The sequence below is a fragment of the Thermopolyspora flexuosa genome (assembly GCF_006716785.1).
Lineage (GTDB): Bacteria > Actinomycetota > Actinomycetes > Streptosporangiales > Streptosporangiaceae > Thermopolyspora > Thermopolyspora flexuosa.
The window spans coordinates 3,012,626-3,025,818 of sequence record NZ_VFPQ01000001.1 but is presented as its reverse complement, the minus strand read 5'-3'; the positions used below and the strand labels follow the sequence as shown (position 1 = coordinate 3,025,818).

The following is a 13,193-nucleotide window of genomic DNA, read 5'->3' as shown; positions in this document are numbered from 1 at the left end:
ATCGGCGAGGAGTGCGTCATGACGAGGACAACGCGTCGGCCGACGGCCGAGGCGGTGACCTTCCCCACCGCCCGGCAACGTCCCCTCGACCCGCCCGACGAGCTCGGGCGCTGGCGGCAGGAGGCGCCGCTGCTCCGGCTCGCCTACCCCGACGGGCACCTCGGCTGGCTCGCCACCCGGTTCTCCACCGTGCGGGCCGTGCTCGCCGACCCCAGGTTCAGCAACCGCGCCGAGCTCACCCACGTGCCGGTCGGCCGGTCCGCGAGAGAGCTGTCGCTGCTGCGCTTCCCGCCCGGGATGTTCCTCCGCATGGACCCGCCCGAGCACACCCGGTACCGGCGGCTGCTCACCGGGCAGTTCACCGTGCGGCGGATGCGGCTGCTGGAGCCGCGGATCGCCCGCATCGCCGCCGGGCTGCTGGAGGAGATGGCGGCCGCCGGGCCCCCGGCCGACCTGGTGCGGGCGTACGCGCTGCCGATCCCGTCCCTGGTGATCTGCGAGCTGCTCGGCGTGCCGTACCGGGACCACGAGCGGTTCCAGCGGGACTCGGCGACGCTGCTCAGCCTCGAGCGCGGCCCCGAGGAGAAGCTCGTCGCCCTCGACGGGCTGATCGCCTACCTTGCCGACCTGGTACGGCACAAGCGGGACGAGCCCGGCGACGACCTGCTCAGCGGCCTCGTCGCCTCCGGCGGGCTCACCGAGGAGGAGATCGCCGGGGTGGCGTCCCTGCTGCTCATCGCCGGGCACGAGACCACCGCCAACATGATCGCCCTCGGCGCGTTCACGCTGCTGCAGCACCCCGACCAGCTCGCCGCGGTGCGCGACGACCCGGAGACGGCCGGGACCGCGGCCGAGGAGCTGCTGCGCTACCTCACCATCGTGCACATCGGGCCCACCCGCACCGCGCTCGAGGACGTCGAGCTGGAGGGGCACACCATCCGGGCGGGCGAGACGGTGACGGTGTCGCTGTCCGCGGCGAACCGGGACCCGGAGTGGTTCGACCGTCCCGACGAGCTCGACGTGCGCCGCCCGCCCGCGCCGCACCTCGCCTTCGGCCACGGCGTGCACCAGTGCCTGGGCCAGCAGCTCGCCCGGATCGAGCTGCGCATCGCCCTCCCGGCGCTGCTCCGGCGATTTCCGGACCTGCGCCTTGCCGTGACGCCGGGCGAGGTGCCCATGCGCACTGATATGAACATCTATGGGGTGCACCGGCTGCCGGTCACCTGGTGACGGATTCGATCAGGAGGCGTTTGTCGATGAAGATCAGCGCCGACACCGATGTGTGCATCGCGGCGGGGATGTGCGCGCTGAACGCTCCGGAGGTGTTCGACCAGCACGAGGAGGAGGGCACGGTCGTGCTGCTCGACCCCGAGCCGCCGGCCGAGCTCGCGGACAAGGTCCGCCGGGCCGTGCAGATGTGCCCGTCCGGCGCGCTCAAGCTCCACGAGTGACCGCCCCGCCCCGGCGAGGGGGTGCCGGGGCGGTCGTCACCGCAGATCCTCCCAGAGCGAGGCGGCGAGCCGGGCGCAGGCGACATCCTGCTCCGGGGAGCCGCCGCTGACGCCGACACCGCCCACCACGGTGTCGGCGTCCCACAGCGGCACGCCGCCGGGCAGGCAGGCGAAGCGCGGCGGCAGGCCGTACAGCTCGCCGCCGGGCACGGCCAGAGGGGCGAGCTCGGCGGTGTCCCGGCGCAGCGCCACCGCCGTGTACGCCTTGGCGGGCGCGAGCTCGGGGCCCGCGATGCCGGCCCCGTCCATGCGCTGGAAGGCGACCAGGTGCCCGCCGCCGTCCACCACCGCCACGGACACGAGGGCGCCGAGGCGACGCGCCTCCCGCACGGCGACCTCGCACATCCGCAGGGCGAGCTCGAGGTTCATTGGGCGACCGCCATACCGCGAAGACTGCCACGAGGGCGGCCCGCCCGGCGAGCCGCCCCTCCCGTACCGCCGCCGATCTTCCCCGGGCGCGGGTACTAGGCTGCTCGCCCGCGAGCGTCCGCAGGCGGCGGACCCGGAGCGAAGGAGGCGGTGTGGCGGGGCGCGACCCGATCGGCGGCCTGGAGACGACGCGGGAGCACGACCTGTCGCGGCGCGAGGTGCTCGCCCGCGTCGAGCGGGTGGCGCGGCGTGCGCTCGCCCGCTACGGGGCTCCGTCCGACGCCCGGGTGAGCCTGCTCAACGTCTCGGAGAACGCCACCTTCCGGGTGGACGGCCTGCGCCCGGGGAACGGCTCGGGCGGCCGTGGGGCGGGGAGCGCGGTGCTGCGGGTGCACCGGCTCGGCTACCACTCGCGCGCGGCGATCGAGTCCGAGCTCGCCTGGCTGGAGGCGCTGCGCCGGGACGCCGGGGTGCGCACCCCGGCGGTGCTTCCCGCCCGCGACGGCTCCCGGGTGGTGAGCGTGCCCGACCCGGACGCGGACGGCGGGGTACGGCACTGCGTCATGTTCGAGTTCCTGCCCGGGGCCGAGCCGCCCGAGGAGTGGCTGGTCGCGGGCTTCGCGTCGCTCGGCGCGATCACCGCGCGCATGCACCTGCACGCCCGCGCCTGGCGGCGCCCGCCCGGCTTCACCCGGTTCCACTGGGACTACGACGCCGCGCTCGGCTCGGTGGCCCGCTGGGGCCGGTGGCAGGACGGGGTCGGCGTGGACCGCGAGGCCCACGCGGTGCTCTCCCGGCTCGACGCCGTGCTCCGCGAGCGGCTCGCCCGCTACGGCCGCGGGCCCGACCGGTACGGGCTCATCCACGCCGACCTGCGGCTCGCCAACCTCCTCGTGGACGGCGACCCCACCGCCGGGGACGCCCCGGTCGCGGTGATCGACTTCGACGACTGCGGGTTCGGCTGGTACCTGTACGACCTCGCCGCCGCGCTCAGCTTCATCGAGCACCACCCCCTGGTGCCGGAGATGATCGACTCCTGGGTGCGCGGCTACCGCTCGGTGCACGAGCTGAGCCGCGAGGAGGAGGCGGAGATCTGGACGTTCATCCTGTTCCGCCGGCTGCTGCTGGTCGCCTGGATCGGCACCCATACCGGCGTCGACATCGCCCGCGAGCTCGGCGCCGGGTACACGGCGGGGACGTGTGAACTCGCCGAGCGTTATCTGTGCGGTGCGCTCCGATAACCCGGCGGCCGGTGCCGCGGCGGCCGGAGAATGTTTCTGAGAATTCTCTGGGAATCGGGCTGAACCACTCCGCGGGCGGTGGCGTATCTCGCGGCGTAAGAGGTTCGCGCGGAGCACCGAAACCACGCGCATGTGCACCCTCTCGTGCGAACTGAAAAAGCGCATGCCGACGAGACAGGAGGCCAGATGCGGCCACGCATCGTCACGCTCTGCGCTGCGGCACTCGTCCTGGGCATCACCGGCACGGTCCCTGCGCACGCGACAACGGGAGGCACGAGCGGCGGGTCGGCGACGAGCACGACGCCCGTGACCCGCTACGCCGAGATTCCCCTTGTATCGGACATATCGGGCAAGACCAAGCTCACCGATCCCAAGCTCGTCAACCCCTGGGGCATCTCCCTCGGCAAGTCGCTGTCGGTCACGAACGCCGGCAGCGGCACCGTCACGCTCTACACCGGCGGCGTGGGCACGATCAAGAAGGAGCAGGTCGAGGTCGCGGTCCCCGGCGGCCGCCCGACCGGCCAGGTCATCAACCCCACCGACGACTTCGTCGTCCAGGGCCCGGCGGGCAAGGGCCCGGCGACCCACATCTTCGCCAGCGCCGCCGGCGTGATCAGCGCGTTCACCCCCGAGGCCGACCCGAAGAACGCGATCATCGCGGCGTTCACCCGGCACGCCGACTACAAGGGCCTCGCCCTGATGGAGACCAACCGCGGCAACTTCCTGCTCGCCGCGGACTTCGCGAACAACCGCATCGACGTCTTCGACGCCGACTTCCAGAAGCTCAAGCTGGGGCGCCGCGCGTTCCGCGACCCGCTGCTGCCCAAGAACTACCACGCCTACAACGTCGAGGTCGTCGGCGACGTGGTGATGGTCGCCTACGCCCTGCGCGACCCGCGGACCGGCAAGTCGGTCGCGGGCAGGGGCAAGGGCTTCGTCAGCGCGTTCAGCGCGTCGGGGCGGTTCCTGCGCCGCATGGTGAGCCGCGGCCACCTCAACGCCCCGTGGGCGATGATCCTCGCCCCGAAGCGGTTCGGCAGCTTCTCGAACGCCCTGCTCATCGGCAACTTCGGCGACGGGCGGATCAACGCCTTCCACCCGCGCACCGGGCGTCACCTCGGCACGCTGCGCCTGCCGAACGGCAGGCCGGTCGCGATCGAGGGCCTGTGGGACCTGGAGCGCGGCTCCGCCCGGCTCGGCGGTGAGGACGCGGTGTGGTACTCGGCCGGCATCCAGAAGGCGCAGCACGGGCTGCTCGGCATCATCCGCCCGGCGCGCAAGGGCGACCCGGCGGGCGGGAGCGGCACGACCTCCACGAGCGGGAGCGGCTCGGGCTCCTCGGGCGGCGGTTACTGATCCGGCGCACCGCCGCCCCGGTCCGGCCACGCGCCCCCGCAGGCCGGACCGGCAACGGGCCACCGGCTACGCAGAGTGACGAGGGACCCTCGTGCCGGTACTCCGGACCGGCGCCGGAAAACATTTCCAGGACCGTCCGGAAACGACTGGCGAAATACCCGCGGATCCCGGCCCGGACCTGATGTGAAACGCGCTGCCGAAACGATTTCCCGAATGTGTCGCATGCTGCGGGCGGGGCCGGATGGAACGGCCGTGCGGCCGTTCCGAAAGAGCCGACCGGTCAAGGGCGGAATAACGCGAGGAGGGATGCCGAAGGCGACATAAGGGACCATTTCGCATCACGCGTCACCGGCACCGGTGCGGGCGGGCCCGAGAGGGGCGGCAGAGCCGTCGGGCCCGCCCGCCATGCCGTCCGCATGCCGTCCGCACGCCGTCCCGCCGCGCCGTACCCGGCGGGCGGGGCGGCTCACAGGTCGGGGAACGGGGTGGCGAGCAGCTCGCGGATCCGGTGGCGGGGGAGCTCGACGAGGCGGAGGGCGAGCAGGTCCGGGTCCGGTGTGAGCCTCTCGACCGCGGCGCGGGCCTGGTTCCGGGTGAGGGTCAGGCCCCGGGCGTCGCGGGCGGCCCGGATCAGCGCCTCGCGCCAGACGTTGCCGAGCCTGCCGTGCGCCCGGGTGAGCAGGCCGTGCCGGAGCGGCGCGGCGGGGTCGGCCGGGCCGGGGCGGACCGCGGTCGCCTCGACGATCGCGAGCCTCGGGGTCGGGGTGCTGCGGCGGAACCGCAGCGTGTACTTGGCGCCGACGAGGTCGGCGAGGGTGCGCTGGCCCTCGGCGTTCGCCAGGTCGGGGTGGTTGTTCGGCACGAGCAGGGCGAGCCGGGCGGCGTTCACCGCGAGCAGCACCCGCAGCAGCCAGGGGCCGGGGTCCTCGGTCAGGTCCGCGGCGACGGTCGCGTCCGGCCGGGACAGGGTCCTGCCGGGCGCGCCCTCGGTGAGCAGGGTACCGAGGTCGAGCCGGGTGGCGCCGGCGAGCGCGGGGTGGCCGGCGGGCAGGCCCGGGCCGGTCACCGCGGTCACCGCGGGCGGCGCGTCCGGCCGTGCCGTACCGGGGTTCGCGTCCTCGCCCGGGGCGGGGGACGCGGCGGCCACCAGGGCGTCGATCACGGCGTCGTCGAGCCGGGCGCCGGACGCCTCGAGGGACTGCGGCCCGTGCGTGTAGATCCGGGTGCGGGCCGCGCCGGGACGTTCCTCGAGCAGCGGCCAGGTCCTCGCCGTGGGCCGGAACACGTACATGTCGCTGGTCGAGCCGATCGCCTGCGCCCCGACGTAGCGGTTGAAGTCCGGCAGCATCGCCTCGCAGGCGAGGTGAAGGTCCTGGGCCGCGCGCTGCACCTTCAGGCCGAGCGCGGGATGCCGCTCGCCGTACCCGTAGGCCATGACGAGCCTGCCGTTCTCCCGGTCGCGCAGCCCGGCGAGGCCCCGGGCGAGGAACAGCCGCACCCCCTCCGGGGTGTACGGCGGGTCGGTGACGACCAGGTCGGAGCTCTCGGCCGCGCCCGCGGGCAGGCCGAACCGCAGGTCGGCCCAGAGGCAGCGGATGGCGAGGCCGAGCCGGGCCGCCTGGCGGTCGATGAACTCGAGGATGCGCTCGTCGATGTCGACCACGGTGACGGCGAGGTCCGGCACGACCTGGCAGGCCGCGAGCGAGGTGAGGTCGTGGTCGCCGACGCACAGCAGGCGCCGCCCGGCGAGGTCGAAGGTCGCCTCCAGCCAGAGCGCGCGGCGCACCGTGGTCTCCGGGGTCGCGGCGACGTGGTCGAGGGCCTTGCGCGCCACCGGCGCGGCCGCGACCAGCTCGGCCATGCGGGCGACCAGCTCGGCCGACGCGGCCATGCGCGCGGCGAGCGGGTCCGCGGGCCGGGTCGCGGCGAGGTGGTCGTACCGGCACAGCGCGCGGTAGGCGGCGCGCCTGCCGGGCGCGATCGTGAACGCGGGCTCCGCGCCGCCGGTGCGGACCAGGTCGGGGCCGATCGCGGCGAGCAGCTCCTCGACGGTCCGGCGGGACAGCCCCGTGTCGCGGACGAGCGCCGCCAGGGTGTGCTCGTGCTCGGTGAGCCGCGCCACCGCCTCCCGCAGCGGCCGCCCGCCGACACCGAAGCCCGCGATCACCTGCGCGACCGCGGCGAGCGGGTCGTCGGGCGTCGGCCGGTCATCCTGCATGCGGGCTCCCCCCGGGCTGGACGTACGGATCGGGCGAAGATCTGCGCGCACGGCCCGCGCGCGCCGTGGCGGCGGCGTGCCGGACAGGACGCGTCACTTTATCAGCGCCGGGCCGGTCGCGCCGTGCCGTACCGGGCCGCGGATTCCGGCTGTGCCGGAACCGGCCTTCGCCGCGTATCCACCGGTGACGCCCCGGCGAGGGCGGCGGTGCGTTGGAGGTGTGATGGTGTCGAAGGTTTCCCCGGCCGAGCGGGCCGGCGTCCACGTCGCGGACGAGGGGCCGGTGCCGGCCCGCGCCGCGGGCGCGTCCCCCGGTGAGGCCGGCGGGCGGCCCCGGATCGCGCTGTGGGCCCTGGCCACGCTCGCCTGCGGGGCCGGGGTGCTGGTGGCGGCCCTGCTGTTCGGGCTGAGCGGACCGCCGCGCGCGATCGTGGACCTGCCCACGGCGGGGCCGCTGGTCACCTGGTCGCTCCCGGTGGTGCGGCTGCTGCTCGACGCCTGCGGGGTGATGACCGCGGGCACGCTGCTCGCCGCCGCGGTGCTCGTGCCCGCCCGCTCGGTACGCCTCGCGCCGGTCGCGGTGCGCTGCGTGCGCGCGGCGGGCCGGTGGGCGCTGGGCTGGGCCGCCTGCGCCGCGCTGCTGCTCGTGCTCACCCTCGCCGACATCCTCGGGGTGCCGCTCGGCGAGCTCGCCGGCCAGGAGGGCCTGGTCGAGCTGGCCGCGTCGTTCGCGCAGATGCGGGCGACGGTGATGGTCGTGCTGCTCGCGATGGCGATCGCGCTCGCGTGCGGCCGCGTCACCCGGCTGCGCGGCGCGGCCGTGGCGCTCCTCGCGGCGCTCGTCGCGCTCGTGCCCCCGCTGTACGCCGGGCACTCCGCCTCGGCCGCCGACCACGACCTGGCGGTGTCGAGCATGATCGTCCACGGGGTGGGGGTGGCCGCGTGGGTCGGCGGCCTCGCCGCGATCCTGCTCCACCTGCGCGACGCCCGGGAGATCCTGCCCGCCGCGCTCACCCGGTTCAGCGCGCTCGCGCTCGGCTGCTTCGTCGCCGCCGGGGCCTCCGGGCTGGTGAACATCGCCGCCCGGCTGGAGGACCTCTCCCTGCTGTGGACCTCGCGGTACGGCCAGCTCGTGATCGCCAAGGTGGTGCTGCTCGCGGCGCTCGGCTGGTTCGGCCTGATGCACCGGCGGCGCACCGTCGCCGCGGTCACGGCCGGCCGTACCCGGCGGCCGTTCCTCCGGCTGGCCACCGGGGAGCTCGTCGTCATGGCGGGCACGATCGGGCTCGCCGTGGCGCTGTCCCGCACCCCGCCGCCCGCGGACGACGCCGAGACGTCGTGGATCGCGCTGCAGCTCGGCTACCACGTGCCGCCGCTACAGGGTGCCAGGCTGCTCACCGAGGTGCGGCCCGACCTGTTCCTGCTGCTCACGCTCGCCGGGGCCGGGCTGCTGTACGCCGCCGGGGTGCGCCGGCTGCGGCGGTCCGGCACGGCCTGGCCGGCGCGCCGCGCGCTGTGCTGGTACGGCGGGCTCGGTGTGCTCGCGTTCGTGCTGCTGAGCGGCGTCGGCGCGTACGGCCGGGTGATGTTCTCGGTGCACGCGATCCAGTTCCTCGCGATCACCGTGGCCGCGCCGCTGCTGCTCGCCGCGGCCGCGCCGATCACGCTCGGCCGTACCGTCCTCGGCCTGGCCCGGCCGGAGGGCGCGGGGCGGTGGCTCACCCACCCGGCGGCGGGGTTCGTCGCGTACGCGCTGCCGGTGCCGCTGTTCTACTTCACCGACTGGTTCGTCCTGGCGCAGTGGAGCTACGCCTGCCACGTGGCGACCGTGGCCCTCTTCCTCGGCGTCGGCTTCTGCTACTTCCGGCTCGTGCTCGAGGCCGACCCGCCCGCCGTACCGCTGGAGCCGGGGAACCGGCTGCGGCTGCTCATCGCCGGGCTGCCGGTGCACCTGCTGCTCGCCGCGGCGCTCATGGACGGGCCGGTCGTGGGGGAGGGCTGGTACTTCCAGCTCGGGCTGATGTGGGGGTCACCGGAGGGGGCGGCGGGCGGCGGACGGGCCGCCGAGACCCTCGCGCTCGCCGCCGACCAGCGTGTCGGCGCGCTGATCGGCGGCATCGGCGCCTTGATGATCTTCCTTGTGGTGCTGTTCCTGTTCTGGCTGCGCGAACGGAAACGGGAGAGCGGGGCAAACAACTAGCTTTTCAGGTTGATGCGAAATTAAGTAAGTTTGTCGCATTCATCCCATTCTTGGGTGGCGACGGAAGTCGTGGGCGCGGGGCGACGAGGGCGGTGCCGTTACACTCTCATGAGCCTGCCTCATGATTCCCGTCGCCTCACCCGGCGGGGGATGCTGAACCATGCGCAAGCGTGAAAACCTTGTCACTTGGAACTATCCAGTACCAGAGATAGCGAAGTGGCGTTAGTGTCATTGGTGCGCTGGTTCCAGGTCCTCAACGGCAGGCACCCCCCACAGCCGGTCCCCTCTCTCGCGAGGACGGGATGAAGGAGATGCGACAAGCGTTCGCCCCGCGTCACAGGAGCAGACCGCTCGTGCTGATCGGGGCGTCGGCGGCCGCCGTGCTGGTCGTCGGCATCATCCTGCAGGGCATCGCGTTCCTGGTCGCGGTGCGCGACTTCCTCGAGTTCTACTCCGGGCCGTTCGCCCTCATCGCGCTGAGCCTGACGGTCATGGTGGGACTCGCCGCCACCGACCGCCTCGTGCTCACGATCCGGCTGCGCATCCTGCTGCAGATCGCCCACCGGATGATCACGATGGCCGGCCTCGCCTTCCTCGGCACCCACGTCATCCTCAAGGTGGCCATGGGCAAGGCCGCGTTCGTCAACGCGTTCCTGCCCTTCTCGTCCGACCGGGTCGCGGTCGACCTGGGGACCATCGCGGCGCTGAGCTGGCTCGCCATCACCCTCACCGGGGTGTTCCGGGCCAAGTTCGCCACCCGGGGCCAGCCCTGGATGTGGCGCTTCGCCCACAGCATGGCGTACCTGTGCTGGCCGATCGCGATCGTGCACGGCCTCACCGCGGGCCGGCCCGCCGCGCTGTGGGTGATCCTCAGCTACTCGGCCTGTCTCGTGCTCGTCGGCCTCGGGCTCGTCATCCGGCTGGTCGCGACCTTCCGCACCGGCTCCGCGCTGGAGCGCCGCGCCGGCCCGGTCCAGGTACGGCCGAGCCTCGGCGCCCCCAAGACCAAGGCCAGGACCGACCTCATCGGCGACCTCGCCGCGGACGGCGCGATCGACGCCGAGTTCTGGGCGTCGCTGCGCCGGGAGGTGCGCCGCCGCGGCAGGAACGAGGTGAGACGCTGAAGCCCCGCAGGCCCCGGCCGGGCGCGTGGCGCCGTGACCGGGACCCGGGGGCTTCGGGTACGGCTCCGCCGCGGCCCGGAAGGTGCGGGCGGCGCGGAGCCCACAGTCCTCAGGAGGCCGGGACCTCCAGCAGATCGGGTCCGTTGTTGGTGCGGAACTCGAAGCGCTTGATCGCCGACTTCTCGAACGACGTGGCGCCGGTGATCCGCAGCGGCTCGTCGGCCTCGCCCGCGTTGACCTTCCAGCTCGCCACGGTCTCGGTCTCACCCGAGGTGGAGACCGCGACGAGGGTGCACTGCAGCGGCCCCTTCACGCCGGTGAGCTCGAAGGAGACCTCGGTGCCCCACTCCTTGGGGGTGAGCGAGATGGAGGCCTGGACGTTCCGGCTCGCGGCCCGGAACGTCTGCGCCACGGTCTGGCCGCCCGGCTCGGGCCAGAACTGCCGCACCGCGACCGGGGTGACGGCGGTCACCACCACCGCGGCGGCGACCGCGAGCCACAGCGTCCGGGTGCGCCTGCGCCGCCGCTTGGCCACCCGGTCGAGGAGCGAGGCGACGGCCGCCTCGCCTCCCCGCCGCGGCTGGGGCGCGGCGGCGACCGCGTCCACCGGACCACCCTTGATCAGGTCGAGCGCCGCCGGGACCTCGTGGAGCTCGAGCAGCTCGGCCTGACATTCCATGCAGTCGACGAGGTGTGCTTCGAAGGCCTCGGAGTCCGCCGGGTCGAGGATGCCCAGGGCGTAGGCCGCTACCTCGTAGTGAGGATCGAATTGAGGAGGGGAGTACATGTCAGGGCATCCCTCTCTCTTTCAACGCGGCACGCAGCGCCCGGAGAGCGTAGTAGACGCGGGACTTCACCGTGCCCGGGGGCACGCCGAGGATCTCCGCCGCCTCGTTGATGGTCCGATCCTTCAAATATGTTTGCATGAGCGCCTCACGGTGCTCCTCGGAAAGCGAGAGCAGGGCGTCGGAGACCACGATCGACGACAACGTCGAGTCGGAGGCGTCCGGAACCCATGCGTTGTCCAGGCCGTCGGCTTCGACCTCCGGCGGCCGCGCGCTGCGGCGGCGCCGTCCATCGATGACGATACGCCTGGCCACGGTCATGAGCCAGGCCCACAGGAGCCCGGGCTCACGGTTGAGCTTGCCGGCGTTCTTCCAGGCGCGGAAGATCGTCTCCTGCACGACGTCCTCCGCCCACTGCAGGTCACCGCCGGTGAGTCTGCGTACGTTGCGAAGCAGGGGGCCGCGGAACTCCTGGTAGAGCGCGGTGATCAGCTGCTCTTCGGGGTCCTTGTCGGCGGTCCGCCCCTGGGGGCTGATGCTGCGGTAGCGCTGCACGCCCCACATAGTGCCAGCAACTCGAGTGTCACATACATAAAATCCGCAACACTGGTTGCGTCAAAAATTTCCAACGGTTTGCTTGAACCGTCATCGGTCCCCCTTCGTAGCTCACTCCGACACGGCCCACTCCGCGTGAGGGAGGTGACCGTGGTGCGGCGTCGCGAACGACGCCCCGGCCGGTGCCGGGACGCGTCCCCCGTCGGCGGGCCCGCACCCGGGCGGCGCCCCTCCGGTCGCCGCGTCCCCCTCGGCGGTGCGGGCCGCCGACGGACTCGACCAGTGATACGCACCGACGGCCGGAACGTCTCAACGTCCGGCGCGGATTTTTCGGCCGGGGCCGGAGGGCGTACGACACCCGCGGGGCCGGGCCCGCCGCCACGGGCGGGGCACCGGCGCCGACAGCGGCTATAGCGGAGGTGGTTACTCGTGGACGGCACGAATCGGATAAAGGCGGTCGAGCTGCTGCTGGTCGCCGCGTTTCTCGTCGTCGCCACGGTCGCGATCATCGTGATCCTGCCCAAGGCGGCCCCCGCGAGCGGGGCGGCGGGCGGGGAACCCGAGGTGATCAAGCAGACCGCCTCGGGCCCGCTCACCACCGCCGACCAGGACTTCCTGTTCAAGATCCGGCAGGCCGGTCTGTGGGAGATCCCCTCCGGCAACATGGCGCAGACCAAGTCGAACAACCAGAAGGTCAAGGAGGTCGGCCGGATCCTCGCCGCCGACCACCAGAAGCTCGACGAGCAGGTGCTGGCGCTCGCCGCCCAGCTCGGCGTGGTGCTGCCGAGCGAGCCGAGCGAGAGCCAGAAGCAGTGGCTCGCCGAGGAGACCGCGGCGGCGCCCGGCGAGGAGTTCGACCGGGTCTTCGCCAACCGGCTGCGCCTCGCCCACGGCAACGTCTTCGCCACCATCGCCCAGGTGCGCGCCGGCACCCGCAACGACCAGATCCGGGCGTTCGCCGAGACCGCCAACAGCTTCGTGCTCAAGCACATGCGCCTGCTGGAGAGCACCGGTCTCGTCGACCACAGCCAGCTCCCGCAGCCGCCGGCCCCGGCCAAGTGACCGCCGTACGGCACGGCCTCGGCTGACCGGCTCGGGACGGCACGGCACGGACTCCGCCGCGTGGGCGGCCCGTGGAGGCACGGGCCGCCCACGCCGCGTTTCCGGGCCGGTTCGCCCGCCCGCGTGAACCCGACCCGTGACCTTTGCGTACCTCCGAGCAGATTCCCCCCACCCGCATCGCGGAGGAGAACACGTCGATGAGTCTTCGACCCCAGCCCGGCCTCGTCGCCAAGCGTGTCCGGTTTCTCGCGCCGCTGTTCGCGCTGCCCCTCGCCGTCGCCGCCTGCGGCGGAGACGAGGGCTCGCACGCCGCCCACGAGGGGCACAACGCCACCCAGGCGGCCGCGGCCGCGATCCCGGAGCCGAAGGTGTACACGATCGAGGAGCTCGCCGAGGCGATCGGCTGCGGCAAGCCGAAGATCCAGATCAAGGGCGCCGACATCACCTCCGGCTACTGCAACGCCGGCAAGCAGCGCTACTTCCTCAACGTGTTCCCGGACATCACGAGCATGCGCGCCTGGGCCGCCGAGGAGCAGGGCTGGGGATCGGTGCTCGTCGGCAACCAGTGGGCCATCGGCGTCGCCCCCGAGTCCCTGCTGCCCGAGCTGCAGGCGAAGATCGGCGGCACCATCCAGGGCGAGCACGTGATGGCGCACGACGGCGAGCTCCGCAACGCCGACTCCCACGGCGGCCACTGACGGCCCGGCGACCTCCCCCGGGCCGGAGCCCCGATCGAGCCCACCCGTGCCGCTCACGGCCCGGCACCCGCCGC

Annotated in this window: 12 protein-coding genes; 8 read left to right on the top strand and 4 right to left on the bottom strand. The window is 73.5% G+C overall.

What is annotated here, in order from left to right; translation table 11 throughout:
* Nucleotides 1-18: 18 nt before the first annotated feature.
* Nucleotides 19-1,230: a cytochrome P450 gene (locus FHX40_RS12800; RefSeq protein WP_142259814.1), complete on the top strand. Its 1,212-nt coding sequence runs from the start codon at nucleotides 19-21 to the stop codon at nucleotides 1,228-1,230.
* A 26-nt stretch (nucleotides 1,231-1,256) separates the two neighbouring features.
* Complete coding sequence (locus FHX40_RS12795) at nucleotides 1,257-1,451, top strand: ferredoxin (protein WP_142259813.1); 195 nt, start codon at nucleotides 1,257-1,259, stop codon at nucleotides 1,449-1,451.
* Between the two features lie 36 nt (nucleotides 1,452-1,487).
* Here FHX40_RS12795 and FHX40_RS12790 read toward each other — a convergent pair whose 3' ends face one another.
* Complete coding sequence (locus FHX40_RS12790) at nucleotides 1,488-1,880, bottom strand: GlcG/HbpS family heme-binding protein (RefSeq protein ID WP_142259812.1); 393 nt, start codon at nucleotides 1,878-1,880, stop codon at nucleotides 1,488-1,490.
* 152 nt (nucleotides 1,881-2,032) lie between these two features.
* Here FHX40_RS12790 and FHX40_RS12785 point away from each other — a divergent pair, with 152 nt between their 5' ends.
* Entirely contained in the window at nucleotides 2,033-3,121 is a 1,089-nt protein-coding gene (locus FHX40_RS12785; RefSeq protein WP_229788275.1) for a phosphotransferase enzyme family protein, read from the top strand.
* 186 nt (nucleotides 3,122-3,307) lie between these two features.
* The gene (locus FHX40_RS12780; protein WP_142259811.1) at nucleotides 3,308-4,477 is read left to right on the top strand and encodes a TIGR03118 family protein; all 1,170 of its coding nucleotides are present in this window, start codon (nucleotides 3,308-3,310) and stop codon (nucleotides 4,475-4,477) included.
* A gap of 466 nt (nucleotides 4,478-4,943) precedes the next feature.
* Here FHX40_RS12780 and FHX40_RS12775 read toward each other — a convergent pair whose 3' ends face one another.
* Nucleotides 4,944-6,695, bottom strand: a complete 1,752-nt coding sequence (locus tag FHX40_RS12775; protein WP_142259810.1) for a bis-aminopropyl spermidine synthase family protein — start codon at nucleotides 6,693-6,695, stop codon at nucleotides 4,944-4,946.
* Between the two features lie 223 nt (nucleotides 6,696-6,918).
* On the opposite strand from FHX40_RS12775, the gene FHX40_RS12770 reads away from it, so the two are divergent.
* The gene (locus FHX40_RS12770; RefSeq protein ID WP_142259809.1) at nucleotides 6,919-8,895 is read left to right on the top strand and encodes a bifunctional copper resistance protein CopD/cytochrome c oxidase assembly protein; all 1,977 of its coding nucleotides are present in this window, start codon (nucleotides 6,919-6,921) and stop codon (nucleotides 8,893-8,895) included.
* Between the two features lie 353 nt (nucleotides 8,896-9,248).
* Complete coding sequence (locus tag FHX40_RS12765) at nucleotides 9,249-10,019, top strand: hypothetical protein (protein WP_142259808.1); 771 nt, start codon at nucleotides 9,249-9,251, stop codon at nucleotides 10,017-10,019.
* 109 nt (nucleotides 10,020-10,128) lie between these two features.
* On the opposite strand, the gene FHX40_RS12760 is transcribed toward FHX40_RS12765, so the two are convergent.
* Nucleotides 10,129-10,806, bottom strand: coding sequence for an anti-sigma factor family protein (locus FHX40_RS12760; RefSeq protein WP_142259807.1), 678 nt, complete (start codon nucleotides 10,804-10,806; stop codon nucleotides 10,129-10,131).
* A 1-nt stretch (nucleotide 10,807) separates the two neighbouring features.
* The gene (locus FHX40_RS12755; RefSeq protein WP_229788272.1) at nucleotides 10,808-11,359 is read right to left on the bottom strand and encodes a sigma-70 family RNA polymerase sigma factor; all 552 of its coding nucleotides are present in this window, start codon (nucleotides 11,357-11,359) and stop codon (nucleotides 10,808-10,810) included.
* 429 nt (nucleotides 11,360-11,788) lie between these two features.
* Between FHX40_RS12755 and FHX40_RS12750 the strand changes: the two genes are divergently transcribed.
* Both FHX40_RS12750 and FHX40_RS12745 read left to right on the top strand, forming a co-directional pair.
* On the top strand, nucleotides 11,789-12,421 hold the full coding sequence (locus tag FHX40_RS12750; RefSeq protein ID WP_211350251.1) for a DUF4142 domain-containing protein: 633 nt from the start codon (nucleotides 11,789-11,791) through the stop codon (nucleotides 12,419-12,421).
* A 197-nt stretch (nucleotides 12,422-12,618) separates the two neighbouring features.
* A complete protein-coding gene (locus FHX40_RS12745; protein ID WP_142259805.1) occupies nucleotides 12,619-13,119 on the top strand; it encodes a hypothetical protein in 501 nt (166 codons plus the stop codon).
* The last annotated feature ends 74 nt before the right edge of the window (nucleotides 13,120-13,193 follow it).

Excerpts from the sequence above, each read along its gene's own strand:
- FHX40_RS12800 (WP_142259814.1), top strand. The coding sequence starts at position 19 with ATGACGAGGACAACGCGTCGGCCGACGGCCGAGGCGGTGACCTTCCCC.
- FHX40_RS12795 (WP_142259813.1), top strand. The coding sequence starts at position 1,257 with ATGAAGATCAGCGCCGACACCGATGTGTGCATCGCGGCGGGGATGTGC.
- FHX40_RS12790 (WP_142259812.1), bottom strand. The coding sequence starts at position 1,880 with ATGAACCTCGAGCTCGCCCTGCGGATGTGCGAGGTCGCCGTGCGGGAG.
- FHX40_RS12780 (WP_142259811.1), top strand. The coding sequence starts at position 3,308 with ATGCGGCCACGCATCGTCACGCTCTGCGCTGCGGCACTCGTCCTGGGC.
- FHX40_RS12775 (WP_142259810.1), bottom strand. The coding sequence starts at position 6,695 with ATGCAGGATGACCGGCCGACGCCCGACGACCCGCTCGCCGCGGTCGCG.
- FHX40_RS12770 (WP_142259809.1), top strand. The coding sequence starts at position 6,919 with ATGGTGTCGAAGGTTTCCCCGGCCGAGCGGGCCGGCGTCCACGTCGCG.
- FHX40_RS12760 (WP_142259807.1), bottom strand. The coding sequence starts at position 10,806 with ATGTACTCCCCTCCTCAATTCGATCCTCACTACGAGGTAGCGGCCTAC.
- FHX40_RS12745 (WP_142259805.1), top strand. The coding sequence starts at position 12,619 with ATGAGTCTTCGACCCCAGCCCGGCCTCGTCGCCAAGCGTGTCCGGTTT.